Below are 24,900 nucleotides of genomic sequence, written 5' to 3'. Positions count from 1 at the left end.
TACCATTTTAGCTTTTCCATGTATAGTTGGCAATCTGGATTACAACAATACTCTTATAGAGAAGGGAGGAATTTTCATGTATGTAGGCAGAGATATGACTGAGCTTTCCATGATGTCCAAAACAGATTGGAATGATAGTGAGCTAGCTTATTTTCATCATTCCTTACAGCAAATCACTCCATATTTAAACGCTGAGGGTCATACGATTCAGACGGAAATTATTAAAGAAATTGAAAGACGCGGAGGCAACGAGCGAAGAGAAGCAACGTATACGAGCGGCACAAAAATCAGCTATGATTAAATCAGGATATACGGGATCATTCGACCTGTCTTTAGATAGACCGGCTAGCTCACAATGAGAACGACTAGGCATCTGCATTTATTTAAGAAGCAGCCTTGCCTTTACTCCTATGCATTAAAAAAAAGGGCTCACATCCTGCAGCCCTTTTTTACATATATTAACCCTATTCTTTTTCAAGCTGATACATACGAAACATTTTTTGATATGGAACTGGAAAAGCATATTGGTCCAGTTCCTCTATTGAAACAAATTTCACATTTTGAAGTTCGCTTGCCGAAACATCATCGATTGTACCGGCATATATATTGATATTCCAGATAAGGTGTGAAAATACATGCTCTAATTGCCCGATAGACCGGTTAAGGTGAACATTTCCAGAATAATGACTTGCAAAGCGATCTTCCAGCAATGCTTTTTCATCCACATAACTTATTGTACTTTCGATATTCGGAAACTCCCAAAGATTTGCCAGCAGCCCTTTTGACGGGCGTTTTTGAATGAGAATCTCACCCTTGTCATTCACCAGAATGGCTGCTGCCATTTTCACATGCTTCTGTTTTTTATTTTTCGTTTTAATCGGCAGTTCATGCTGAGTGCCTTCGTGAAAAGCAGCGCAATGATCTCTGACTGGGCAGAGCAGGCAGGACGGCGACGTGGGTGTACAGATTAAGGCACCCAACTCCATTAACGCCTGATTAAAATCGGAAGGATTGTCATGCGAAATCAGTTCTCGTACAGCAGTTTCGAAGACCTTTCTTGTGGACGGTTTTGCAATGTCATCCCAAATGGAAAGAATTCTGGAGAAGACACGCATCACATTACCATCTACAGCTGGTTCCGGAATCCCATAAGCAATGCTTAGAATTGCACCGGCGGTATACGGGCCAACTCCTTTTAAGGACGAAATTTCCTTCGGTGTATTCGGAACAATTCCGCCATACTTTTCATACACTTCTTTCACGGCACTCTGGAGGTTTCTGGCTCTTGAATAGTAGCCCAGCCCCTCCCATGCTTTTAGAACCTGATCTTCTTCCGCCTGTGCTAAATCTTTTACTTCCGGAAAAAGTTCTAAGAAACGATGAAAGTAAGGAATTACGGTATCTACTCTTGTTTGCTGCAGCATGATTTCAGAAACCCATACCTTGTATGGATCCTTATCTTTTCGCCATGGCAGTTCTCTTTGTTCTTTCTGAAACCAGGATATTAAGTCTGTCTGAAATTGCTCTATGTCAATAGTTTCTAATGGCTGTACATCTTGTTTGTCCAAGTTTTTCCCCCTCCATGATGTTAAAGAAACGTAAATTTGGGAATATAATAAGTAAGTGTTCATTTTAACTCATACAATCAAATGAAGCTGCTTTTCATCCAAACAGTATTTTTTTCATAATGAAGACTTGCCGATTGGGCAAGTCCCTGAAAGGACGCAGACAGAGGCTTAACTGCACTTATACTACATTCTTGGAATGAGACGCTATGTCGATCATTCTGCTGGTCTGCTTATTTATACTGTCAGATCGTATAAAAATAAATCTTAACTTTAATATGAAAACAAATACTGCTAAAATGACAGTAGCTGCAATACAACAAACAAGGAGGTTTTTTCCTCTTGGATACTGGTACACACGTTGTCATGGGGCTGTCACTCGGCGGGTTGGCAACACTTGATCCAGCCGTTGCCGAAAACTCGGTAACAGCGACTAGCATCATGATTGGCACAATTGTTGGCTCACAGATTCCTGATATTGATACCGTATTAAAGCTGAGAAATAATGCTGTATATATACGAAATCACCGCGGCATTACACATTCGATACCGGCAGTGCTCTTATGGCCATTAGTCATAGTAGCTGTCGTTTATCCTTTTTTCCCAGAAGCTAATTTGCTTCATTTATGGCTTTGGACATTCCTTGCCGTATTTTTACACGTTTTTGTTGATATCTTTAATTCTTATGGCACTCAAGCCTTAAGACCCTTCTCCCCTAAATGGGTGGCTCTAGGCACAATCAATACTTTTGATCCGTTTATTTTCGGAATCCATGTCGTTGGTTTGTTCATTTGGGCGTTTGGTGCAAATCCCGGGTACACCTTTTTAGTCATCTATGGGATTCTGATATTGTATTATATTTATCGTTTTATCGCCCAGCGTCAAGTGCTGAAGGCGGTTAAAGTATTAATCCCAGATGCTCATGATATCATCATTGCACCAACCATGAAAATGCACAGCTGGAGAATTGCAGCGATGAACAAGCATCAGTTCTTTGTGGGGCGCTCTGAAAATAAACAAATTCTCATTCAAGATCAGTTTAACCGGGTGCCTGTTCCAGAAACAAAGGTCATTGTGGAAGCAAAAAAAGACGAAAATCTTTCAGCCTTTCTTTCCTTCTCTCCGGTCTACCGCTGGGAGGTTGATGAATACGATGACTATTATGAGGTCCGTTTCATCGATTTGAGGTATCGCAGCAACGATTACTATCCATTCGTAGCTGTTGTTCAGCTCGATCAGGACTATAATATCATAACCTCTTACACTGGCTGGATTTTTAGTGAGGAAAAGCTAAGAAAAAAATTAGATATTATTCCAAATTAACATGCAGGCGAGCCTTTTTAAAGGCTCGTTTTTTAATGCATTTTTTTAGGATCCTCGTTAAGTAAATGCTTGTATTTAGGATTTTGGGCAACAAATTCATGAAGCTTTTCTCCATAGTTTTCTATCCATTGACCAACAACCTTTGCCGTCATTTCACTTCCCTTATATTCACGGCCTGCCTTCGCATATGTTGTTTCAAAATCATCCCAAAGCAATTCAATCCATGTTTGAGCCTGAGCTGCAGAAATTTGTTTGTTTTTTTCTAAAAGCAGTTCATATAGTCTTTGCTGATATTCATTCATTAAAAATCCCTCTTTCTCATGTTTTTGCGCTGTATCATTAGCTGTCTTTTTACAAATACTATTTCTGATTCACCATTTCAGCGATCTGAGGAGGAGAAGCAGGATGCGCAATAAAGCAACTAATTTCCCAAATCAAAACAACAATAAATTTGAAGGTGAACCACGCGCAAAAGCTGAATATGCATCAAAACGTGCAGACGGCACCATAAACACTCATCCGCAGGAGCGAATGAGAGCTTCAACTAACCGCGACAGTGACACACCTGATTTTTAAATGCAGCGTGCTTCCAGAGAGAATGGATTTCTCTTTGGAAGCTTTTTTTGTAGCTGCTGGACCAAGTCCTATTCCCCTGCAGCCGTTTTTTTCAGCATAGAGATCGGCAGGGCTTCTTCTTCTTTACTTCCAGCCAGCCTGTAGCCCCAGGCGAACACGCCGTTTAAGTAATCAATTTTAAAATATTGGCCAGGATCCCCTTCAATTTCGTAAATTTCGCCTTTGATAAAATCCTTTGGATCAAGCAGGTATGATTTGGCCATTACGGCCTTTCGCTCCAGGACCGCATATTCATTAACCATTCCCATTTGTTCTGCTTTACGTGCTTTTTCGTTTAAGCTGGCAATTTCCTGCTGTAATTCGTATGGAGTCAGTTCGCTATATCTTTTTTCTGACATTTCTAAGCGCCCCTTTGTTATATTCAGTATAAGTATAGTAAAAATAGCTTAACAAGCAAAGAATTAGATAGGCAGAATGGTCCTTTCAAAGCAAGGGAATTGCAGGAAACTTACTCTTCCTCCCTCAGCACCTTATCAATTAAATCAAAAGAAAATCCTTTCCGTGCTAATGCCTGTTTCATTTTCTGGCGGTACTCAAATTCAGGAAGCGCTCTGTATTTCCGGCTTGCCTTTTCGGCTTGATGCCGCAACGCAGCCAGTTCTTCATCTTCTTCTTTTTCCGGAGCAGATGCGGAAATAGCTTCTTTTATGATGTCAGAGTAAAATCCTTTTCTGCTTAGTACCTGCTCTAGCTTTTGCTTGGCAATCCTGGTGGACTCCTTAGTATTTTTTCTCAAGTTTTTTTCACATAATTTAATCGCTGTTTCTAGCTCATCTTCATAGCTGAATTGCTCCAGTGCCTTCTCTATCAGCTCATCACTGATTCCTTTTTCCTTTAGCTCCCTTCGAATCAGGCCTCTGCCTTTATCCGTCGTATTCATCTGTGTACGCACAAATGCAAGAGCAAATTCTTCATCGTTTAAAAAGCTGTAATCGTATAATTTGTGAATGGTTTCCTGGATAATGGCCTCGTCCACTTCTTTTCCTTTTAAAAACGTCCTTACCTCATATTCAGAGCGCATCCGCCTTGAAAGATAACCGATTGCATCATTATAAGATTTGCGGATATCATCATGGTAGCCGATTTCAGATAGTAAAAATTCATCAAGCTCCATTCCCTTTTTGAGTCCATGCTTAATGAGTACATCTTCATCCACACTGAAGGAATATGCTTCACCACTTCCATCATCGGTAAAAATATTATAACGGTCCTTGTTTTTCTTTTGGATTGAAATTTTTGTAATCACCGGCATTTTTTCATCACCTCATTATGTTTGTAGCATATCAGAAAAGGGTTTTAAGAGGAAAGAGAGAACTATTAAAGATACATAAACGGGATATATTTAAGACCGAAAGGGGAAATGATATGAAAATTGCTCTTGCTGGAGGAACCGGCTTTGTCGGCAGCTATTTAACAGAAGCATTAAAGCAGAAAGGTCATGAAATTTTCATTCTCACAAGAAATACTCAAAATAAGACAGCAGCAGATCAAGTGAAGTACGTGCAATGGCTTAATGATGGAGATGCACCAGAAAAGGAATTAGAAGGGATAGATGCTTTCATCAACTTAGCTGGAGAGTCGATTAACAGCGGCAGATGGAGTGAGGGAAGAAAAAAAAGGATTATAAAAAGCCGGACGCAATCGGCACAAGAGGTTAATCGTATCTTACATAATTTAAAGGAATCTCCAAATGATGTCATTCAAGCGAGTGCAATCGGCTATTACGGCACGTCTGATACAAAATTCTTTACAGAAGAAGTAACAGCGGCGGGTTCTGACTTCTTAGCAGAAACAGTCTATAAATGGGAACAAACTGCCCATGAAGGCAAGCTTCCAAATTGCCGCCTGGTCTTTACCCGCTTTGGCATTATTCTCTCAAAAAATGGTGGTGCGCTGCCGAAAATGGTTCTTCCCTATCAATTCTTCGCAGGTGGAAAACTGGGAAAAGGCATTCAGTGGATGTCTTGGATTCATATAGAAGATGTGGTCAAAGCCATTCTTTATTGCCTGGAAAATAAGAAAATAGATGGCCCAGTCAATTTTACCGCACCAAACCCTGTGCAAATGAATGAATTCGGGAAAACATTAGGAGCAGTTTTACATAAACCGCATTGGCTCCCTTTGCCTGGTTTTGCCATGAAAATGATGTTAGGTGAAATGAGCATGCTGATGCTCGAAGGACAGCATGTCACACCGAAAAAACTATTATCAGCTGGTTACTCCTTTTCATACCCCCATTTAAAGGACGCATTAGAGGATATTTATTAACCCCTATGTATGAACACCTCTTAATTAGGGAAAATTGCTAATGCTTCTTAAATTTTGAAAGGGTGGGTCTGAAATGACAGGAGAAAAAAAGCGTAAGGAAAAAACGAAAAGCACTTTATCCAGCATGCAGGAAGTTACATATAGCCGGGAATTCAAAATGGCTGATCGCGCTGGCGGCTATACAGGCGGCCGTTCAAAACATTAATACGAAAAGCGGATGGCGCTTGCCCAGGACGACAAGCTTAAGATGAGCCAGGTGAAAGGTTGCTCTTTAACCTTTTGACTGGATCAGCTTAAGACCTCGAGTCCCTAGCGCCTGGAGCTAGACAATACGAAAAGCGGAAGGCGCTCGCCCAGGGACGACAAGCTTAAGATGAGCCAGGAGCTCGACAACGCAATTAGTTTTAACCATTTTACCCTTTTGTATCATATAAAAGCGTCTCTTGAGCAAGCTATATTTACGGAGCATTGCTTCCGTACATCAGCCTGCTGATGAGCGCTTTTTTTATGCTTATCAAGCATTGAAAGGGGATTACTATGGGACGCTTAGGCAATCAGCATCATAACTCCAAAGCAAAAGCAAAGCTGCCGCAAACACCTAAAAACTTAAAAAATTCTCCGAATGAAGAGTATGCTGGAGAACTGACAGATCAAGCTGAACTTGAAGTCATTGCAAGAGCAAACGCTGCTAATCAGCGTATAACAAGAAGATCTGACTGATTAAAATGACCCCTGGAGATCCAGGGGCCGTTTTTTATATATTGTTAAGGCTACTATAAGCTTGCAAGTCAGGATGTTACATGCTCTCCAACTGCTGCCAAGCCTTGATTGAGCTCATAATAAAAACCTTTTTTCTTCATTAATTGCTCATGTGTTCCTTTTTCCGTCATTCTGCCGTCTTGGAGAACAAAGATTTTGTCAGCCTGGCGGATTGTATTTAAACGGTGGGCAATGACAAAGCTTGTTCTTCCCACCATCAGTTTTTGCAATGCTTCCTGAATTTTCAGCTCTGTCACTGTGTCTATACTGCTCGTTGCTTCATCTAAAATTAAGATTGATGGATTTGCCAGAAAGGCTCTGGCTATGGAAAGCAGCTGGCGCTGTCCCTGACTGATTCCGCTGCCGTCCTGGTTTAAGACGGTCTCATATTTTTTTGGCAGCTTCATGATGAAGGAATGAGCATTTGCCAGTTTAGCCGCTTCCACCACTTCCTCATCTGTTCCATCCAATCTTCCATAGCGAATATTATCCATGACCGTTCCCTGAAATAAAAAGGGGTCTTGCAGCACAAAGCCCATATGCTCTCGCATACTCTCTTTTTTAATCCTGCTAATATCTGTTCCATCCAAATAAATCTTGCCTGCATTCACTTCGTAAAAGCGGGAAAGCAAATTAATGATCGTCGTTTTTCCTGCCCCAGTGGGACCGACAAAAGCGGCGGTTTCGCCAGGCATCACAGAGATCGAAATGTCCTTAAGCGTCTTGCCTCCTTCTTCATATTCAAAGGAAACATTTTCGAAAATTACTTCACCCTTAATCGAGCTCAGTTCATCGAGAGCCTCTTCATTTTGATACTCTTCCTCCTCATCTAAAATATCAAAGACCCTTTCCGCTCCAGCAATAGCTGAGAGCAGGGTATTGAATTGGTTGGCGAGATCGTTTAATGGCCGTGTAAACTGGCGCGAGTACTCGGTGAAAATAACGATTGTACCGATGGAAACCCAGCCATTAATCGCAAGAATACCTCCTACCCCTGCAATGATGGCAAACGAAAGGTTATTCAGTCCGTTCATAAGCTTTGGAATGAATCCGGAATACGTCTGCGCCCAAAAGCCAGCTGTGCGGAGCTTTTCCCCTTTTTCTAAGAATTCATTGATTACCTTCTCTTCTTGTGAAAATGCTTTAACAATCCGCTGGCCAGAGATCGTTTCCTCGATATAGCCATTTAATTCTCCGAGATTTTTCTGCTGCTCTTTAAATAATTTGCCTGTTCGGTTTGTAATCCACTTCATCCCGAAGAACATAAGCGGAACAATCGTCAGAGTCAGCAGAGTCAGCAGCGGGCTCATCCAAAGCATGACGCCGAGTGTGCCTGCCAAGGTTAAAACACTCGATATAACTTGAATAACAGAGCTATTTAGAGTTGAGCTAATGTTTTCAATATCGTTTGTCACTCTGCTCATTAATTCTCCATGCTGCCTTTTATCAAAGAAAGGAATCGGCAGCTTTTGCAGATGTGCAAATAAATTCGTCCGTAAAGTAAAAACGGTTTTCTGCGCAATGCCAATCATCCAATAGTTCTGATACCAGGTTGACAACGAAAATAACAGATAAATGATGCCTAACATCACTAATAGAGTCAGGAGGTTTGCAGTTGCATCCTCCACAATATAATGATCAATGACATATCCGACTAAATATGGTCCAAGCAACCCCATTGCCGAGCTGATCACCACCATGATGACTACCCAGATTAGAAGGCTTTTATTGATTGCTAAGTATTTCCAAAGTCTCTTTAATGTTTCCTTATAGTTGCCTGGCTTTGCTTTTTTCTGTGCCTGTGTTTGGCTGGACCGCTTGGAAAAAATCGATTTATCATATTGGAAAGGCGTTAACAGATCTTTTTTAGGCATAGCTCCGATCCTCTCCTCCTGTCTGTGACTCATAAATGCTTCGATAAAGGCCGGATGTCTTCAACAACTCTTCGTGGCTGCCTTCAGCAATCAAATCTCCTTCCATTAAAAGAAAAATATGATCGGCTTCCATCGCTGTATTGATTTTTTGCGTAATAATAAACGTTGTGCAGTCATACTGCTTGATCGCCTCCAGAAGCTTTGCTTCCGTTTTCATATCGAGCGCACTGGTACTGTCATCAAGCAAAAGGATCTTCGGCTTGCGCACTAAAGCTCTTGCAATCGTCAAGCGCTGTTTCTGTCCGCCAGATAAGTTGATGCCTTTTTGGCCAAGCTTCGTCTCATACTGATGGGGCAGTTTCTCAATGGTGTCATGAATTTGGGCATTTTTCGCTGCAAGGACGATTTCCTCCATGGTGGCATCTTCTTTCCCCCAGGCGATATTATCTCTGACGCTTCCGCTAAACAAAAGAGCATCCTGCGGCACATAGCCAATTTTTCTCCTAAGATCTTCAAGCTTCATTTCTTTTACATTTTGACCGTCAATCAGCACTTCTCCGCTGCTTGTTTCATATAAACGGGGAATAAGCTGAAACAGGGAGGTTTTTCCAGAGCCAGTAGCTCCTAATAACGCTACTGTTTGCCTGCTGTGAATAGTGAAATTAATATCTTCTAGTACATGCTTATCTGTTTCCGGATACTTAAAAGACACTTGTTTGAATTGTATTTTTCCATTTGTTACAGTATGATTTTGATCTGTTGCCAGCTTATCGACCAAATCAGCATCTGTTTCAAGCACTTCCGCAATCCGTTTCGAGGATGCTCTCGCACGGGAAAAAGCCATAATGATAAACGAAAGCATCGAAAAAGCTGAGGTTACTCTCATGGCGTAATTGACCACAGCAACAACTTCACCCACTTGCACTTCCCCTGTATTTACCTGAATGCTGCCAAACCATAAAACAGCAATAATCGCCCCATTCATGATCAAGAGCAAAATCGGCATCGTTACTTCCATTAACCGCAATGCTTTTGTCGTCTTTTCCTTCAGTTCATCATTTGCTTTTGTAAACCGTTTGACTTCATAACTTCTGCGGATAAAAGCTTTAATAACACGAATGCCCGTCAGGTTTTCCCTCATAACACTATTCACTCCATCCAGTTTCTTTTGGACAGATTGAAATAGTGCTCCTCCCTTTCTCATTACCCATACAAGAAAGAAAAACAAAAAGGGAATCACAACCGACAGAATCAGCGCGAGTTGAAAGTTGACCACAAACGCCATGACCAGGCTTCCGACAATCAGAAGCGGCGCCCTCATCATGATGCGCAAGCCCATAAAAATCGTGTTCTGCAGCTGTGTAATATCGTTGGTCATTCTCGTTATCAGAGATGAGGTCGGAAAAAGATTGAAATTCGCATAAGAAAAGGACTGTATTTTCTTAAATAAACTCGTGCGCACATCAAATCCAAAGCCCTGACTTACGTGTGCTGCATAAAAAGAATTTATGATTCCAGATGCAAATGCCAGCATGGAAATCGCGATCAGAATCGTCCCCCATACCGTAATAACATGTAAATCCTGCACTAAAATACCATCATCAATAATTTTGGCCATAATGAGTGGCTGCAGCAGCTCAGCAGCCAACTCGGTCAGCATCAGCACAATAGCTACAGCGGCCGCCAGCCGATATGGCTTTAAAAATTCAGCGATCTTCTTCATTAAATGCCCCCTAAATCTCTATAGCGAAACTCTTTCGAAAAACTAAATATTAAAGTGTATTTTTTTATCATATAACCTTTTGCAAAATTTTTAAATAATTCTGGTGTATATTTGTTTGTTTTTTGTGAAATGCTGATATCGGATGTGGGATTAGCTAGTTGGTTTGCTGCAGGTATGGGTTGGTGGGATGTGGCAGCAGCTTAAGTCTATGACTGTTTTTTGGTGTTATATTTGGATTTCAACTACCCATCTTTCTCTTTTCACGGGACTTCGGGCGTTTAAATCAGGTTTTAACTATCCATTTCACTCGTGCCGCGCGTTTCGGGCACAACCTTGCATCAATATCCAAACCGACGAATACTGCTTCTTTTATATGTTAATTCTATAATCATAAACCTATGTACCAGTTCATTATTTTTTTACATTCCTCAATATTCTATTTACCACTCCATAGGTGTCATTATTCCTAGTTATTCATCATCTGCTCTAATCATCCCTATGATGAACACTCTATATGTAAAAAAAACCATCTCAAAGCATCTCCTTTATACATGACAAAACTTTTGCATACACGCTACAATTACAGTAGTCTTAATGTATGCAAACACCATATGTTCATGAATAATGGTACAATATTAAATGATGAATATGAAAAAAGGATGGTATGACACGGTGAAAACTAGTAATCATTTACATACGGAAGCAACCGAAGTCCTAAAAGAAACAAGCAGAACCTTCTTTATTCCTATTAGCCTGCTGCCGGAAGGGTTAAAAGAAGGTGTTGGTTCAGCGTATTTATGTATGAGGGCAATTGATGAAATTGAAGATGATCCTGAAATCGAAAGCAGTCTAAAAATACAGCTCCTTTCTTCGATCAGTACCATTCTTAAAGAGGATGACCCTCGCGAACAGCTGAATGAATTATTGAAGCCACATCGACACCATCTTCCGGAAGTAACCAGCCGGATCGCAGACTGGGTTACGTATTGTCCTGAAGGCATTCGAAAAGAAGTTCTTAAATCCACTTCAATAATGGCCGAGGGGATGGCTAAATGGGTGGAAAAGGAATGGAAGATTACCGATGAGCAGGAACTCGATGATTATACCTATACGGTTGCAGGGCTAGTTGGTGTCATGCTGACGGATATCTGGAATTGGTATGACGGCACTAACGCTGATAAAAATCTTGGCATCGCTTTTGGCAGAGGACTCCAGGCCGTTAACATTCTCCGCAATTATAAAGAAGACGAAACACGCGGTGTCAGCTTTTTTCCGGAAGGCTGGTCTCTTGATGAGATGTTTGCCTATGCACAGCGCAATCTTGAGTTAGCAGACCTCTATATTAAGGATATCGACAATACTACCATCCTGCATTTCTGCAAGATTCCTTTAACACTGGCACACGGAACGCTACAGGCATTAATGGAAGGCAAAGAAAAAATGAGCCGAAACGATGTAGAAGACGCTGTTAATAAAGTCGTTGGGAAATAGGAACCATTCACCTAAGTCTAGGACATTCCTAGGCTTTTCCCTATTTTTTTACTGAATAGGAACTATGGTTTTTATGTCTCTCTCAACGATCCTAACTTCTTGCAGAGATTCAGAAATTCCCTTATCTAGTTCGATTACAAAGGTCCTTGGTGCAGCAAGCTCATCACAAGTATTTTCTTTTGAAGCCACAGTAATGGTAAGCATTTCTTGTTCATTATATATCTTTTCTATATGAGTGGGACAGCTGGATTCATACAGCCCAACAATCATGACATTCTTTGATTCAAAATCCACTTTTGGGATCTTCTTCTCAAAATCAAACAAATTCCAGAACTGCTCAAAGTCAATTGGGTTGTATGCTGCTTTAATTAAATACTGAAAAGCAGGAGGTTCTTCTCTTTTAAAAGCGATCTCATCAACGTTAGCAGACAGTGTTTTCTCGCTTGCGATCAGTTCGAAATTGATTTGAGGAGCTTCTGATGTTTCACCCTGATGCTCTTTTCCGCATCCATGCAGTAAGGGCACGCATAGTGCAAGAAATAATAAACTTTTCATCAGATTCACCAGAATCCCTCCCACACTATACTAGACGAAGCTCATTTTTAAAAAGTTTCTTCTGTTTGAAAAATTTATCACCTAGACGCACTAAAGTGTTGTATAATATGGCAAATGATTTAAAATTCATAATTTTATTTCATTTACTAGGGAAAGAAGGGAGAATAATATGGATTATAGCTTAATCATTTCTATTACAGTCTATATGGCAGGGATGATCGGGATTGGAATCTGGGCTTATAAAAAGACTTCCAATCTATCAGATTATATGCTGGGAGGACGTACGCTTGGACCCGCGGTTACCGCGCTAAGTGCCGGTGCTTCAGATATGAGCGGCTGGCTCATGATGGGACTGCCAGGCGCAATGTTTGCCGACGGTTTAAGTGCTTCTTGGATTGCCATTGGCCTTACATTGGGTGCATGGGCAAACTGGATTTATGTTGCACCGCGCCTGCGTACTTACACAGAGATTGCCAATGATTCTATTACCATTCCAGGCTATCTTGAAAACCGCTTTAAAGATCGCTCAAGGCTGCTTCGCCTTATTTCTGGTTTAGTTATCTTAATCTTTTTTACTTTTTATGTTTCATCTGGCATGGTTTCAGGCGGAGTTTTATTCCAAAGCATCTTTGGACTTGAATATCATACAGGGCTTTGGATGGTTTCTGCTGTTGTTATTGCCTATACGCTTTTTGGCGGGTTTTTAGCCGTAAGCTGGACCGATTTTATTCAAGGAATTATTATGGTTCTTGCACTTATTCTTGTTCCGCTCGTTACGATTTTTCATATTGGCGGCATTGGACCTGCAGTGGAGATTCCGCGGGAAATTGATCCTGCTCTCCTGAATATCTTTACAGGCACAAGCGTACTTGGAATCGTCTCCCTTTTCGCTTGGGGTCTCGGATATTTCGGCCAACCGCATATCATCGTGCGCTTTATGGCCATTTCGTCAATAAAAGAAATCAAAAAGGCCAAAAACATCGGAATGGGCTGGATGATTTTCTCGATCATCGGAGCCATGTTTACTGGTTTTCTTGGCATTACCTACTTTTCTCAGGCTGGGCAAACACTCGATGACCCTGAAACGGTATTTATTACTTTAGGCGAAATTCTTTTTCATCCGATCATTACAGGGTTCCTGATCGCCGCTATTTTAGCAGCCATCATGAGCACGATTTCTTCACAGCTTTTGGTAACATCCAGTTCATTAACGGAAGATATTTACAAAACATTTTTCCGCCGCGAGGCAAATGATAAGGAGCTTGTCTTGATTGGGCGCTTATCTGTACTAGTTGTCGCAGTCATTGCTCTTTTCATCTCATGGGAGAAAAATGAAACGATCCTTGACCTTGTCGGCTATGCATGGGCAGGATTTGGTTCTTCCTTTGGACCTCTCATTCTCTTAAGTCTCTACTGGAAACGGATGACATCAGCTGGCGCGCTTGCCGGAATGATTGTTGGTGCTGCTACGGTAATTATCTGGTCAATGGCAGATCTATCTGATTTCTTATATGAAATGATTCCAGGCTTCGCTGCTAGCTTGCTGGCAGTTGTTGTTGTAAGTATGCTTACACCTAAACCATCAATAGAAGTAGAAAAGGAATTTGAGGAGTTTGAAGAAGTGTTGAAATAATATAGGGAAAGCAGATCAATTGCGATCTGCTTTTTTTTGCGTAGAATATTCCGATAATATAATTACCTATTATTGTATTTAATGTTAAAATTAATAAAAAGAGAGAATAGATTAGGGGGAGTTTTTCTGAAAAAAATAGCATCTATCAGTCTGCTGAGTCTCTTTTTCCTGACAGGCTGTCAATTCCTAAATATTAGTATTGGCGCACTAGACACAACTAACTTAACGGACATTACTGAAGAGCAGCAGGGCAATTCACCGATCACTTACGAAGCAGCTACTGTAGAAGAGGGCCTTGAGGCTCTTCCGTTTGAAATGATCTTACCGGAAGAACTGCCATTTGAAGCAGAACTCTATATGCCTCCTGTGATCAATGATCTGAACGGTGATGGCAAAATGATCATCGCTTATTTCGGAGCACGCTCTGCAAATGAAAATGAAGAAATCCTCTTAAGAGTAAAAGCCGATTATCCTGTTTCAGACAGCAGTTATCCCAATTATGAAGAAGTGGAACTGAAAAACGGTGTAACAGGCTATTACCTAAAAAGCGCACTTTCTTTCCAGATCGACGATGTCGCCTTTACTGTGGTATATATGAATGATGATATTCCTGTGGAACAGCATCGAGAGGAAATCATCGCAATTGCAAATCAGATGATTGAATAGATTAGGAGATCACAAGGGAGTTTGGAGTTATGCTTCAAACTTCTCGTCTACTCTGCTATTTATTAACGAAAAATATAAAAAGGACAGAGAGAAACACCCTCTGACCTTCAAATTTTATTTTTTATCATTAAATAATAGATTAATAACCAGGATATCCGCCGTTATTTTGTATCCGCCGTCAAAAAATTTTATCCGCCAAAAACAGCACTTTATCCGCCATTCTCTCAAATCACTACAAAGAATAAACAATCCCTTCATAAGGAGACAGCTTTCCATTTTCCCGAGCATCTTCATTCGCAATCAGCACAGATGCTTCTCCAATGAACAGCAGAATCTGCTCATCTTCAATCACCAGCTCCTGATCCGAGAAGTTGCAGAGAACCAATAACTGCTGATTTCCTTCCACGCGCTTATAGGCAAAAATATGAGGATGCTCCCTCAGAAGCAATTCAAAATTTCCTGTTGTTATAATGTCATGCTTTTTCCTAAGTTGAATCAGGTTCTGATAATAGTAGAAGATTGAATTTTCATCATTCAAAGCCTGCTCAGCGTTGATATCAGTGTAGACCGGATTAGCCTTAATCCATGGTTTACCTGTTGTAAAGCCGCCGTTTTCCCTGCTGTTCCATTGCATCGGCGTGCGGGCATTATCTCTGCCCTTTTTATAAATTGCCGCCATTAATTGCTCATGATCCCAGCCTTGCTGCTTGCGGTCATGGTACATATTGATCAATTCAATATCACGGTAATCGTCTAATTTATCAAAACGTACATTGGTCATTCCTATTTCTTCGCCTTGATAAATGTACGGAGTTCCCTGCAGCATATGCAGACAGGTGGCAAGCATTTTGGCCGACTTGACACGATATTCGCCATCATTCCCAAAGCGTGATACAATGCGCGGCTGGTCATGGTTATTCCAATACAAGCTGTTCCAGCCGACACCATGCAGAGATGTCTGCCACTTTTCAAAGTTTTCCTTCAGATCCTGGAGATGTAAATCAGTAAAACTCCATTTGTCTCCATTCTTACTGTCTAAGTCCATATGCTCAAACGTAAACACCATATTCAGTTCCTGATTCTCCGGGTTTGTGTAAATTTGTGCATCTTCCGGAGCTGCTCCTGGCATTTCGCCGACTGTTAACACATCATATTTGGAGAGGACCTCCTTATTCATTTCGCGTAGGTATTCATGAATTCTCGGCCCGTTAATATAATGCTGCCCGCCGTTTCCATAAGCATCACCTGGATTTTTATCACCTTCTGGGAAATCTGGATCCTTTGATATAAAATTGATGACATCCATTCTAAATCCATCAATGCCTTTATCCAGCCAAAATTTCATCATGCTATAAACATCTTCTCGCAAGCTGGCATTTTCCCAATTTAGATCAGGCTGTTTTTCAGCAAAAATGTGAAGATAATATTGCCCGGTTTTCTCATCCAATGTCCATGCCGATCCGCCAAAGGTTGAACCCCAATTTGTCGGTGGCTCTCCATTATCCTTTCCATCCTTCCATATGTAATAATCGCGATATTCATTGTCCTTACTCTGCTGTGATTGCACAAACCATTGATGTTCATCCGACGTATGATTGACAACCAAGTCCATCACAAGCTTTAACTCTCTCTTATGCATTTCTTCCAGCAGCTGTTCAAAATCTGCCATTGTTCCATATTGATGAAAAATCTTCTGATAATCTCGAATATCATAGCCATTATCTTCTTGCGGAGAATCATAGATTGGTGAAAGCCAGATGACATCAACCCCCAGCTGTTTTAAATAATCAAGTTTGCTGATAATGCCTGGAATATCCCCGACTCCATCTCCATTGCTGTCCATAAAGCTCTTCGGATAGATTTGATATACTACACTTTTTTTCCACCATTCCATTACGTATCACCTAATTCTATATAATTTAATGTAAACGCTCTCCTCATTATCCACAAAAACAATGAAAAGAGCAAACGTTTGCACAAAATTATTTTCAAATCTCAAGTAAAGGTGGATATTACTTTTTTTGCAAGAGCTGCAAGCTCTAACCCCTCTAACGACTGACAATAATCAGCTTCAATTTTTCCTTTTCCTGCAGCCTCTTCTTCTTTCAGTAGATATAAAATTCGCCAATCTTTACACCACTCTTCTTCCTGGGCTGGTTCATGGTCAAACGTATCCCATACTGCTAAAAGCTGCGGACTATACAAGCGGCTGCTGGCGTTTTTCAAATGACATCCCTGCAGCTTAGCTGTATAAGCAGAACCTGGCACTTTGTCTTGTATATCATTAAAAAGGTGAGACCAATAATCCTTTCGTGAGCCTGTATGCTGGTTTGCGGCTGCCCAATGCTTCACTTGATTTTTTTCAGAGCTAAAAAGGATCTGGTACAGCTTTTTCCCGAATCGTATCCGTGCCTCCACATGCTGGAATTGATGAACGGTATCCCCTTTTAATGAAACATTGCCATCCTGCATGTATGGAAAAAGAATGTGATTGAATGCCAAATAATCCTGCAGTTTAAACTCCAATGTATCTACAACTTTTTTCTGAAAGACGGAATCATTCATCACCCTGTTTTGGATATAATTCTGTTCATTGATGATTAATCCATATGTTAAGACCTCGACATCTTTACTTTGCAGATAATGATTCCAAACCACCTCCATAAAAGTCGATACATGAAAATCAGCTAATAAATGGAACCTATTTTTACGTGTTCTTTTCCATTCTCTATAAAGCAGCAGCTGCGGATAGACATCTTGGAAAATAAGCCAGTTTCCTCTTTCTAAGAAGGCAAAAAAGGCTTTTTGTTCTTCGCCGTTTAATATTCTAGATAGAAACTCACCGCGTAAATCGGTCATGTTCCAGCCTGCATTTCTTGATACCATATGTGCCAAGAAGGACCAATGAATCTCCGGATATTCCTGGTAGTAGTCGTAGTAGGCCTGCGTTCTTGTCACATTATTTTTATTTAATTTTATTGTCTCAGCTTTAATTTTGGCTATAAGTTCTTCGTCCTCGGTTGAACACACTTTCACACTTCGCTTCTCTTTCAGCAATTTTTTCAATTCTTTTTTGAGCGGCTGCAGCTCAGGGGGCAATCTCAGTTGTTTTAACACTTTTAAAAGTACGTCCATGCTTCAACCTCCTTATCTTTGTGAATGGTGCTTCCCCCTTCAGAATATGTATTATGGAAGATTGTTTCGAGGAGGTTTGGAAGATGAACATTTCTCAGTCTATTGATAATTTGGTTACACGTCTAAGACAAGATCAAACAGAGCATGGTTCATGGGAATATCCATTTGAGACGGGGATTACGACAGATGCCTATATGATTATTTTATTAAGGTCACTAGAGATTGATGATGAACAATTGATTGAAGAATTATCAGAGCGGATTATGAGCAGACAGGAACAAAACGGAGCTTGGAAGCTTTTTCACGATGAGCTCGACGGAAATATCTCGGCAACGATTGACTCTTATTACGCCCTTCTTTACTCACGTTATTATCAGAAAAATGATGCACGCCTTCGTGCAGCCCGAAGATTTATCCTAAACAACGGCGGCATGGAAAAAGCGAATATGTTCACGAAAATGATGCTCACTCTGACAGGGCAGCAGCGCTGGCCTGCTTTTTTTCCGCTTCCCATTGAATTTATTCTTTTGCCGTCATCCTTTCCGATCAACTTTTACAGTCTCTCCGTTTATGGCCGCTCTAACATTGCACCAGTCATGATTCTAGCTGATAAAAGATTCCGGTTAAAAACAAAAAATCGCCCCGACCTCCGTGAACTGTATGGAAACCGAGAAGATGCTTTTTTCAGCTGGTCCCGCTCAGATGAATGGCAGCAGATTTTTTCTGCTATCAAAAACAGCCTCACCTATCTTGCTGGTTTGCCCGCTCAGCTGCACAGTATGGCAGTGAATCAGACAAAGCAGTATATTCTTAGCCGAATTGAAGAGGACGGTACGTTTTACAGCTATTTCAGCTCCACTTTCTTTATGATCTATGCGATGATTTCGCTTGGACATTCTAAAAATGATCCCATTATCCAAAATGCCATTAATGGCATGAAATCCATGAAAACTGCCATTAAAGGAACCACACATATGCAATATACGACCGCTTCCATTTGGAATACGAGCTTAATCAGCCATGCGCTGCAAGAAGCAGGCGTTTCTTCTGCTGATCCTATGATCAACAAAGCAAATAATTTTTTACTCAAAAAACAGCATCGCAAATATGGCGATTGGGCGGTTCATAATCCGCAAAGTCTGCCTGGCGGCTGGGGCTTTTCAAACATTAATACCATTAACCCTGATGTAGATGACAGTACAGCCACACTTCGGGCCATTACAGCAAGCGCAGCAGATCACAGCTCTCTTTTATACGCTTGGGACAAAGGCACAAATTGGGTGACCTCGATGCAAAATGATGATGGCGGCTGGCCCGCTTTTGAAAAAAATACGGACAGCAGATTTTTCTCCTTTTTGCCGATTGAAAAAGGTGAATTTATTCTTACCGATCCCTCCAGTGCCGATTTGACTGGAAGAACGCTTGAATACTTGGGACAATATACAAATATGGGGAAAACTTTAGCACCAATGAAGGATGGTATCCGCTGGCTTGTCTCAAATCAGGAGAGCAACGGCTCGTGGTATGGCAGATGGGGAATTTGTTATATATATGGCACTTGGGCAGCCTTAACAGGATTAGCGGCAGCAGGCGTTTCTCCAAAGCATAAAGCAATTAAAAAAGGAAAAAGCTGGCTTAATAAAATTCAAAATGCTGATGGAGGATGGGGAGAGTCGTGTAAAAGTGACTCTAACATGATCTACACTCCGCTAGGAACAAGTACATTAACGCATACAGCCTGGGCAGCTGATGCATTGATTTCCATCTCAGACCACCCAACTCTTGAAATTAAAAAGGCAATATCCTTTCTAATTCAAAACATTGATCAAAATGATTGGACAACAGATTATCCGCACGGCCAAGGAATGGCTGGAGAATTATACATTCATTATCATAGTTATCGTTATATATTTCCGCTGCTCGCACTTGCTCATTATAAAAATAAATGGGGTGAATCATAGCAAAGACAAGAACTCCGATTCGGCAAATGCCGGGTCGTTTTTTTTTTATTGGAAACACATTATATTTACTGATAAAAGGAGCAAATTAAAAGATAAATACGGTTTAGTTTTGTTATGAGGTGATGTTTATGAATGACAAAAAGATTTTGCATATTATAACTGCTATAAGCATGGCAGGCTGGTCCCTATTATTTCGCAAAAAAGGAGATACGAAAGATTGGTTTTTAATTTACTTTATCAAATCCTTAATCTCAACGCTCATTGATATTCCCGTTGTCAAAAGAAAATATGTGAGCTATCCTATTCGCTACTTTCCAAAAGTGTTTCAGTCCAATATTGTCTTCTTATACATTATCTTTCCATTATTATGTGTGAGCTACAACCAGTTTACCTACAAAATGAAGCCTTTAAAAACAATCTTCAGCGTATTACTGTTCAGCATTCCCATGACATTGATTGAAGGAGTACTTGAAAAGAAAACACGGCTGGTAAGTTATAATAAGGGGTGGAATGCTCTCTTTACATTTCTCACGCTCACCGGTACATTTTGGATTGTGCGACTGAGTATTGGTGTCATCCGATTGCTTGATCAAAAACGTAAAAAAGATCGTACGCAGACTGGCGAATAAATTGCAAAAGGGCGCTAGATCCATGCGCCCTTTTGTTCATGCTTAATTAAATACAATCGTTTTATTTCCATAAACAATCACACGATCCTGCAGATGCCACTTAACGGCACGCGCAAGCACGCTGCGCTCAATGCTTCTTCCTGTCCTTTTCAAATCTTCGGCATGATCTCGATGATCAACCCGTATTATATCCTGCTCAATAATCGGACCTTCATCTAATTCATTAGTAACATAATGCGAAGTCGCTCCAATAATCTTAACGCCTCGCTGATACGCCCGGTCATATGGACGTGCACCAACAAATGCCGGCAGGAAGGAATGATGAATATTAATAATTTTAAAAGGGTGTGCTTCCACAAAATCGGGAGACAAAATTTGCATATACCGTGCTAAAATAATGGTCTCCACTTCATATTCCTGCAGAAGCTGAAGCTGTTTCTCTTCCGCTTGCCGTTTGTTGTCTTTGCTCATTGGGATATGAACAATAGGTATGCCAAACGATTCTACCAGTTCTTTTGCTTCAGTATGGTTGCTGATGACAAGCGAAATGTCTGTGATTAATTCACCGCTTTCCCATTCCCATAAAAGCTCGCGTAAACAATGCAGTTCCTTTGATACAAAAATCGCAGTTCTTTTAAGATCATGAACAAATGTTAGCTTCCATTCCATTGAAAAAGTATCTGCAACCTTGGCAAAGCTTTCTTGAAGAGAGCTTTTTCTCTCCAGTAAATCCTGACATTCAAACTCAATACGAATGAAAAACGTTCCTCCCTCTGGATTGGTTGAAAACTGATTCGACTCCATAATATTCGCGCCATTTTCAAATAAAAACTGAGAAACTGCTGCTACAATGCCTGGCTGATCTGGACATTGAATTAACAGCCTGCCCCGGTTCTTCATCTTGTTTTTAAATGATTCAATCTGATGATCTTTCGTTCTCATTAAACTAACCACCTGTCTAAAAAGGATATGGTGTATTATAGCAAATTTGCATGAAAGCAATGTGAATTTTTGAACTTTTGTTTGATTCAATGAGAAAATGTGCTGAAAATCTGGAAATTGTCGGGTTTTATACTAAAGTTAGAGGCAAGATCGTTGATTCTGAGCTAATTTTGGATTTTCACTTTAAATCTTTGGGATTTTTTTATAGGCCTTGGGGATTTCCTATCAAATTTTATTGGTTTCCTATCAAACTTCTGCATGTTCCTATCAAAGATTCTGTCTTTCCTATCAAACTTACCAACCTTCCTATCAAATTCATTAATTTTCCTATCAAACCCGCCTTTTTAGAAGGCAAAATCACCTTCCGTGCATGAGTACATTGTATGAAGGCAGGGTGCCCGGCCATACAGAAAAAAGTAACAGTTTCTCCTTATATTCTCATAAAGATATGACTATTGTGGTATTTTGGCGAATGTCATCGAAATTCGGCAGTAAGCAGTGTATAATAAAATAGGTTTAATGACAGCCATATAAAAGGCTATATGGTACATACCATTGCTGCTAATATTCAGTTTCACATAATGACAGATTGATAGATGTATCTTTAATTTTAGGAGGAATATTTATGGGTTGGGTAATCGCAGTTTTATTTGGTGCTGCCGCAGTACTACTCGTATTATCTTTTATTAAAGCGAGAAAAACAGCTGCAAGCACAGATCAGCAGATCGATCAGCTTTCTTTTTCACTAATGGATGAAATTCATCAATTGAAGCAGCAAATCCGCAATCTAGAACTAGACAGCGAAATCGCAGATACGGAAGCTGGCATTGCCGCTGATGAGAAAGATCGCAAGAATACATTGAGAGAGATGCTTGAGATGCATCGCCGCGGCTATTCATTTGAAAGTATTGCAATGAAAATGAAGCTGACGCCAGATGAAGTTCAACAGGTTCTCGCTCCTTATATGAAACAAAAGGATGAAAGGAGTAAGGTTGCTCAATGACAGCTGGTACAATGCGCAGTTTTGCAGCGGGCCTTTTGGCAGCTGCCACTTTAGTCGCCATCGTTTATTTCCTTAGTCCTAGTGAACCTAAAACAACAGAAGCAAAACAAGTACAAGAAGAAGCCAAAGCTTTAACTGAAGATGAGATGAAAGCAGAGTTAACTGATAAAGACTATATCATTCTTACTGAGGATGAATGGAGCAAGCAGCTTGCTGAAGCAAAAGCTTCTGCAGAACCTGAAAAAACAGAAGAGCCTGCCAAAGAAGATGAGCAAGAAACAGAATCAGCTGAGAAAGTCGTGTACCGTACGATGCTGACTGTTACTTCCGGAATGACGAGCATTGATGTCGGTGATGCACTTGAAAGAGCGAATGTCATCAAAAACGCTAACGACTTTTTCAAAGAAGTTGAAAAACGCGGCTTATCCAACGAATTGCGTCCAGGTACATTTGAAGTTGAGAGCGGCATGACCATGGACGAATTGGTTTCGGTTATATTTAAATAATAAAAAACAGCGAGTAATCGCTGTTTTTTTTCTTGGAAGCCATACCCGCTGCCTCCTCACTTCAAACTAATTCAGTTATAACCTTCTGTGCTGTCTTCTCTCCATTTTCAATGCAATCCGGCAGACTTACTCCGTAATAAGAACAGCCGGCAAGCTCGATGCCAGGATAGATTTCGGCAAGTTTTTGTTCTAGGCTGGTTACTGTTTCTTTATGATCAATTAAGTAATTGGGCATGCTGTTTTCCCAGCGGGTAATTTCGCTGATGGCAGGTGCCGCCTCAATTCCTAATGCTTTTCTTACATCTGTTAAGGCTGTTTGCAGCAGTTCTTCTTCTGTCATCTTTTCAATAGAAGCGTAATTGGTCAGACTGCTTTTATAAAAAAGCCTTAACAGAAGGTTTCCGCTTTTTGACGTATGAGACCATTTTCTGCTGGACCAAGTGCAAGCATTGCATGTTAGTTCGTCAGGATCTGCTGAAATAAAGCCTGTTCCGTCAGCAGGCAGGATACTGTCAGGCACTTCAAAGCCAAGGTAGACACTAATTAAAGAGCTGGACTTTAATTGCTGAAAGCTATCCTGCAACTTCTGGTCAGCAAGCATGTTTTCAGCAGCCTTATGCGGAATGCTTAAAATAATATGATCTGCAGTTACTACTTCCCCATTCGTAAACGTCACGGTGTACTGGCCATCCTGCTTTTCAATACGCTCAGCCTTACTATTCATAAGCAGCTGCACATCCTCTAAACGATCTGCATAGGCATCAATAACTGTATGGAGTCCATTTTCAAAGGATAAAAACCGTTTCTCGCCGCTGCTTTGATACATCGCCAGATTGGCTTCAAAGCCTTTTATGATACTGCCATATTCATTTTTATATTTAAGCACACTCGGCAATGTAGCTGAAATCGTCAATTGATTCAGATCACCCGAATACACGCCAGATAATACAGGAGCGATTTGCTTTTCCACCAGCTCTTTCCCGAAATAGTGCTCTAGAAATTCTCCAATTGAATCTTCTTCTGTAAAATGTTCATTTTTTGTATAAAAATCCTTTAAAGCTGCCACCTTCCCCTCGGCTGAAACAAGCGTGCTCTCAGCTAATGCCTCAATGGTTCCCGGAATGCCAAAGACCGAATTGGTTGGAATCGGATGCAGCTGACCATCTGAGAATATATAAGATTTGCCTGATGCATTGTATACCACTTTGTCTTCAAGATTCAGATCCTTCATAAAAGACATAGAATGGGTTTTGCGCGTAACGATTGAATCAGCACCAGACTCCATCAAAAATCCATCTTGTTTAACAGAGCGGATTTTTCCGCCCAGCTGATCAGCTCCTTCTGCAAGGATCAGCTTCACATTTGAGCTGTTTTCTTTTTTCCATTTTTGCAGTTCATACATGGCAGCCATTCCAGTAATGCCGCCGCCGATGACTAATACTGTTTTCACTGTGTACACCTCAGTTATCTATCATTTATATCTATATAGAGTGTAACATATAATGATTAGATCTCTTTTATGCATGATTGTGAAAGTTTGAGGATTGTGTGACAGATGAGACTTTTTTTAACTGGTGATTATTTGCGGGTATTTAAGCAAATACATCTCAATTGCTTTTCACCTAAAAAGACTTTAAAATTAGATCGTACACGATTTAATTTTACATTAGGGAGGAAATACAATGAGCACGGTACATGATTTCCAAGTTAAAATGACAAACGGCAATGAAAAATCATTAGATGAGTATAAAGGCAAGGTTTTATTGATCGTGAATACAGCAAGCAAATGCGGATTAACTCCTCAGTTTGAAGGTTTGCAAAGTCTATATGATAAATACAAGGATCAAGGGTTAGAAATTTTAGGTTTTCCTTGTGATCAGTTCAATAATCAGGAGTTTGATAATATTGAAGAAACAACACAGTTTTGCCAGCTCAATTATGGTGTAACCTTCCCGATGTTTGGAAAAATTGACGTGAACGGAGCTAATGCTGATCCTTTATTTTCACATTTAAAAGAACAGAAAAAAGGCGTCTTATCCAAAAATATTAAATGGAACTTTACAAAATTCCTGGTGGATCGCAATGGTCAGGTCATTGAACGATATGCACCTACTACTGAGCCTGGAAAAATTGAAGATGATATAACAAAACTATTATAAATCAGTAAAAATTGCACAACCAACCAGTATGATAAGACCTGCATAGAAGCTATATGTTAGGTCTTTTTTTAC

Annotated in this window: 25 protein-coding genes; 14 read left to right on the top strand and 11 right to left on the bottom strand. The window is 40.4% G+C overall.

What is annotated here, in order from left to right; translation table 11 throughout:
* The first annotated feature begins 76 nt into the window (after nucleotides 1–76).
* Nucleotides 77–301 carry a hypothetical protein gene (locus F7732_RS15295; protein ID WP_066449213.1) on the top strand — a complete coding sequence of 75 codons (225 nt, stop codon included), beginning with the start codon at nucleotides 77–79 and terminating at the stop codon, nucleotides 299–301.
* A gap of 163 nt (nucleotides 302–464) precedes the next feature.
* Here the strand turns inward: F7732_RS15295 and mutY are convergent, their stop codons facing one another.
* Complete coding sequence (gene mutY, locus F7732_RS15290) at nucleotides 465–1,568, bottom strand: A/G-specific adenine glycosylase (protein WP_240056641.1); 1,104 nt, start codon at nucleotides 1,566–1,568, stop codon at nucleotides 465–467.
* 339 nt (nucleotides 1,569–1,907) lie between these two features.
* On the opposite strand from mutY, the gene F7732_RS15285 reads away from it, so the two are divergent.
* The gene (locus F7732_RS15285) at nucleotides 1,908–2,888 is read left to right on the top strand and encodes a metal-dependent hydrolase (RefSeq protein ID WP_151574874.1); all 981 of its coding nucleotides are present in this window, start codon (nucleotides 1,908–1,910) and stop codon (nucleotides 2,886–2,888) included.
* 32 nt (nucleotides 2,889–2,920) lie between these two features.
* Here F7732_RS15285 and F7732_RS15280 read toward each other — a convergent pair whose 3' ends face one another.
* Nucleotides 2,921–3,190, bottom strand: coding sequence for a YfhJ family protein (locus F7732_RS15280; protein ID WP_151574873.1), 270 nt, complete (start codon nucleotides 3,188–3,190; stop codon nucleotides 2,921–2,923).
* A 103-nt stretch (nucleotides 3,191–3,293) separates the two neighbouring features.
* On the opposite strand from F7732_RS15280, the gene F7732_RS15275 reads away from it, so the two are divergent.
* Nucleotides 3,294–3,464: a small, acid-soluble spore protein K gene (locus F7732_RS15275; RefSeq protein WP_151574872.1), complete on the top strand. Its 171-nt coding sequence runs from the start codon at nucleotides 3,294–3,296 to the stop codon at nucleotides 3,462–3,464.
* A 68-nt stretch (nucleotides 3,465–3,532) separates the two neighbouring features.
* Here F7732_RS15275 and F7732_RS15270 read toward each other — a convergent pair whose 3' ends face one another.
* Both F7732_RS15270 and recX read right to left on the bottom strand, forming a co-directional pair.
* The gene (locus F7732_RS15270) at nucleotides 3,533–3,862 is read right to left on the bottom strand and encodes a YfhH family protein (RefSeq protein WP_151574871.1); all 330 of its coding nucleotides are present in this window, start codon (nucleotides 3,860–3,862) and stop codon (nucleotides 3,533–3,535) included.
* 110 nt (nucleotides 3,863–3,972) lie between these two features.
* Complete coding sequence (gene recX / locus F7732_RS15265) at nucleotides 3,973–4,776, bottom strand: recombination regulator RecX (protein ID WP_151574870.1); 804 nt, start codon at nucleotides 4,774–4,776, stop codon at nucleotides 3,973–3,975.
* A gap of 113 nt (nucleotides 4,777–4,889) precedes the next feature.
* Here recX and F7732_RS15260 point away from each other — a divergent pair, with 113 nt between their 5' ends.
* The 3 genes from F7732_RS15260 (at nucleotide 4,890) to F7732_RS15250 (ending at nucleotide 6,512) form a co-directional block, all read left to right on the top strand.
* A complete protein-coding gene (locus tag F7732_RS15260) occupies nucleotides 4,890–5,792 on the top strand; it encodes a TIGR01777 family oxidoreductase (RefSeq protein ID WP_151574869.1) in 903 nt (300 codons plus the stop codon).
* A gap of 73 nt (nucleotides 5,793–5,865) precedes the next feature.
* On the top strand, nucleotides 5,866–5,997 hold the full coding sequence (locus F7732_RS15255; protein ID WP_082851741.1) for a YfhE family protein: 132 nt from the start codon (nucleotides 5,866–5,868) through the stop codon (nucleotides 5,995–5,997).
* 332 nt (nucleotides 5,998–6,329) lie between these two features.
* Complete coding sequence (locus F7732_RS15250) at nucleotides 6,330–6,512, top strand: YfhD family protein (RefSeq protein WP_066449234.1); 183 nt, start codon at nucleotides 6,330–6,332, stop codon at nucleotides 6,510–6,512.
* A 68-nt stretch (nucleotides 6,513–6,580) separates the two neighbouring features.
* Here the strand turns inward: F7732_RS15250 and F7732_RS15245 are convergent, their stop codons facing one another.
* Together F7732_RS15245 and F7732_RS15240 are read right to left on the bottom strand one after the other, a co-directional pair.
* Entirely contained in the window at nucleotides 6,581–8,425 is a 1,845-nt protein-coding gene (locus tag F7732_RS15245; protein ID WP_151574868.1) for an ABC transporter ATP-binding protein, read from the bottom strand.
* Nucleotides 8,418–10,148 carry an ABC transporter ATP-binding protein gene (locus F7732_RS15240; protein ID WP_151574867.1) on the bottom strand — a complete coding sequence of 577 codons (1,731 nt, stop codon included), beginning with the start codon at nucleotides 10,146–10,148 and terminating at the stop codon, nucleotides 8,418–8,420. The genes F7732_RS15245 and F7732_RS15240 overlap by 8 nt, the downstream gene beginning before the upstream one ends.
* A gap of 672 nt (nucleotides 10,149–10,820) precedes the next feature.
* On the opposite strand from F7732_RS15240, the gene F7732_RS15235 reads away from it, so the two are divergent.
* The gene (locus tag F7732_RS15235; RefSeq protein WP_240056640.1) at nucleotides 10,821–11,639 is read left to right on the top strand and encodes a squalene/phytoene synthase family protein; all 819 of its coding nucleotides are present in this window, start codon (nucleotides 10,821–10,823) and stop codon (nucleotides 11,637–11,639) included.
* Nucleotides 11,640–11,687: 48 nt separating this feature from the next.
* Here F7732_RS15235 and F7732_RS15230 read toward each other — a convergent pair whose 3' ends face one another.
* Complete coding sequence (locus F7732_RS15230; RefSeq protein ID WP_151574866.1) at nucleotides 11,688–12,203, bottom strand: hypothetical protein; 516 nt, start codon at nucleotides 12,201–12,203, stop codon at nucleotides 11,688–11,690.
* 160 nt (nucleotides 12,204–12,363) lie between these two features.
* Between F7732_RS15230 and putP the strand changes: the two genes are divergently transcribed.
* Both putP and F7732_RS15220 read left to right on the top strand, forming a co-directional pair.
* A complete protein-coding gene (gene putP / locus F7732_RS15225) occupies nucleotides 12,364–13,827 on the top strand; it encodes a sodium/proline symporter PutP (protein ID WP_151574865.1) in 1,464 nt (487 codons plus the stop codon).
* 81 nt (nucleotides 13,828–13,908) lie between these two features.
* Nucleotides 13,909–14,493 carry a hypothetical protein gene (locus F7732_RS15220; RefSeq protein ID WP_151574864.1) on the top strand — a complete coding sequence of 195 codons (585 nt, stop codon included), beginning with the start codon at nucleotides 13,909–13,911 and terminating at the stop codon, nucleotides 14,491–14,493.
* A 232-nt stretch (nucleotides 14,494–14,725) separates the two neighbouring features.
* Here the strand turns inward: F7732_RS15220 and F7732_RS15215 are convergent, their stop codons facing one another.
* Nucleotides 14,726–16,387, bottom strand: a complete 1,662-nt coding sequence (locus F7732_RS15215; protein WP_151574863.1) for a glycoside hydrolase family 13 protein — start codon at nucleotides 16,385–16,387, stop codon at nucleotides 14,726–14,728.
* 101 nt (nucleotides 16,388–16,488) lie between these two features.
* A complete protein-coding gene (locus F7732_RS15210; RefSeq protein WP_151574862.1) occupies nucleotides 16,489–17,628 on the bottom strand; it encodes a DUF2515 family protein in 1,140 nt (379 codons plus the stop codon).
* 83 nt (nucleotides 17,629–17,711) lie between these two features.
* On the opposite strand from F7732_RS15210, the gene F7732_RS15205 reads away from it, so the two are divergent.
* Complete coding sequence (locus tag F7732_RS15205) at nucleotides 17,712–19,589, top strand: terpene cyclase/mutase family protein (RefSeq protein WP_151574861.1); 1,878 nt, start codon at nucleotides 17,712–17,714, stop codon at nucleotides 19,587–19,589.
* 128 nt (nucleotides 19,590–19,717) lie between these two features.
* Entirely contained in the window at nucleotides 19,718–20,218 is a 501-nt protein-coding gene (locus F7732_RS15200; RefSeq protein ID WP_151574860.1) for a CBO0543 family protein, read from the top strand.
* A 42-nt stretch (nucleotides 20,219–20,260) separates the two neighbouring features.
* Here the strand turns inward: F7732_RS15200 and purU are convergent, their stop codons facing one another.
* Nucleotides 20,261–21,160, bottom strand: a complete 900-nt coding sequence (gene purU, locus F7732_RS15195; RefSeq protein ID WP_151574859.1) for a formyltetrahydrofolate deformylase — start codon at nucleotides 21,158–21,160, stop codon at nucleotides 20,261–20,263.
* Between the two features lie 625 nt (nucleotides 21,161–21,785).
* Between purU and F7732_RS15190 the strand changes: the two genes are divergently transcribed.
* Both F7732_RS15190 and F7732_RS15185 read left to right on the top strand, forming a co-directional pair.
* On the top strand, nucleotides 21,786–22,163 hold the full coding sequence (locus tag F7732_RS15190) for a hypothetical protein (protein ID WP_151574858.1): 378 nt from the start codon (nucleotides 21,786–21,788) through the stop codon (nucleotides 22,161–22,163).
* Complete coding sequence (locus F7732_RS15185; RefSeq protein ID WP_151574857.1) at nucleotides 22,160–22,669, top strand: hypothetical protein; 510 nt, start codon at nucleotides 22,160–22,162, stop codon at nucleotides 22,667–22,669. The genes F7732_RS15190 and F7732_RS15185 overlap by 4 nt, the downstream gene beginning before the upstream one ends.
* 61 nt (nucleotides 22,670–22,730) lie before the next feature.
* Here the strand turns inward: F7732_RS15185 and hemG are convergent, their stop codons facing one another.
* Entirely contained in the window at nucleotides 22,731–24,119 is a 1,389-nt protein-coding gene (hemG, locus tag F7732_RS15180; protein WP_151574856.1) for a protoporphyrinogen oxidase, read from the bottom strand.
* 232 nt (nucleotides 24,120–24,351) lie between these two features.
* On the opposite strand from hemG, the gene F7732_RS15175 reads away from it, so the two are divergent.
* The gene (locus F7732_RS15175; protein WP_151574855.1) at nucleotides 24,352–24,828 is read left to right on the top strand and encodes a glutathione peroxidase; all 477 of its coding nucleotides are present in this window, start codon (nucleotides 24,352–24,354) and stop codon (nucleotides 24,826–24,828) included.
* The last annotated feature ends 72 nt before the right edge of the window (nucleotides 24,829–24,900 follow it).

The organism is Bacillus mesophilum (assembly GCF_008923265.1).
GTDB lineage: Bacteria > Bacillota > Bacilli > Bacillales > Cytobacillaceae > Cytobacillus > Cytobacillus mesophilum.
The sequence above is the reverse complement of the archived record's forward strand: the minus strand, read 5'-3'. Positions and strand labels throughout refer to the sequence as shown.